At 38.5% G+C, this 1,189-nt stretch carries 1 protein-coding gene; it reads right to left on the bottom strand.

Translation table 11 applies throughout. The features are described from left to right. Positions 1–514 precede the first annotated feature (514 nt). On the bottom strand, positions 515–1,189 hold a 675-nt coding region (locus DKW60_RS23370), incomplete at its 5' end, for a nuclease domain-containing protein (protein ID WP_219988907.1).

The following is a 1,189-nucleotide window of genomic DNA, read 5'->3' as shown; positions in this document are numbered from 1 at the left end:
CCGACAGGGTCATGCAGAGCAGCTTCTCGCTCAACGAGATTGTCGAATACCCGATATTCCTGATCCATAGCCAGGCATAATGTTGATTTGCCTACCTGTCGTGCGCCTGAGAGCAGAACTGATGGAGAAATTTCGAGTGCTTCTGAGAGTAGAGTGTTGGCGGACCGCTTGTACATTACGTGGTTATAGTTATGTAAAAAACATAAGTATAGCTACATAATTTAAGATGTCATGCTATAAATTATAAGTGTCTTAAATCAAGGTCGGAATGATATTGTTAGCTATATAGCTAATATTTGTACTTCAAGGTAGCATGTTAACGATATAGCTAACATGAGTGCAGCATAGCAGGTCATGAATGCGGCGGTCTATCAGTTGCCTGATTGGTATGAGATTGAAGATCTATTTTGCTGAAAACGAAAATCAAGTTCTGCTTTGTAACATTACTACACTAATGAGATCTGTGAGAGTATTTAGAGTAAATTATTCATGAACTTAGAAGGAGGGGAGTATGTCATCGACTTCCAGTATCACCAATGAGTTTTACTTTGTTGAGCACGAGTAGTTTTTCAACCACTGTTATCAAGTTGTCTTCAATTTCTTCGCTAGGTATTAGGCCAATTACCTGCAAGGCAGGTTGTGCTGGAGCTTCGCCGTCAAAGGCGTATCTATCGTGGTGGAAAGATCTTACTAAGCCAGAATCACTTGGGCAAAGGATGCTGAGGCTAGTTGTTACCAGTTGACCAGAATTTTTGCTGTGTAATCCATGTACATATTTCATAGTTAGTTGTGGTAGGTGCTCAGTAAAGCTCAAACTTTCTTTAGAATACTTCGCATCGAAAACTAATAATTTTGTGGTTTCATTAGTTGAGGTTATCTTGATAACAAAGTCAGGAACTCGTTTACAATAGATACCTGAAATTTTTCTTTTAGTGATGCTTTTTTTATTTCTGGATATCGTCCAGCCTTCACTGTTCACGATCTTGTCAGAAAAGCCATTGTTGTTTCCTACCATCCAGTATTCTGGCTCATTTAATAACTCTACTTGGGTTCCACTGTTATCGAAGAACATAAATCCTTTTTCGTGACATAGTAAGTGCTTTAGAGCTTGTAGAATTCTGTATAAGCAGTACGTTTCAAACAGCTTTGGAATATTTTGAATACCGAATAAGTTTTCATAGGCACTCCA

The organism is Leucothrix pacifica, assembly GCF_003172875.1.
Classification (GTDB): domain Bacteria; phylum Pseudomonadota; class Gammaproteobacteria; order Thiotrichales; family Thiotrichaceae; genus Leucothrix; species Leucothrix pacifica.
This window is presented reverse-complemented; position numbering and strand designations above follow the sequence as displayed.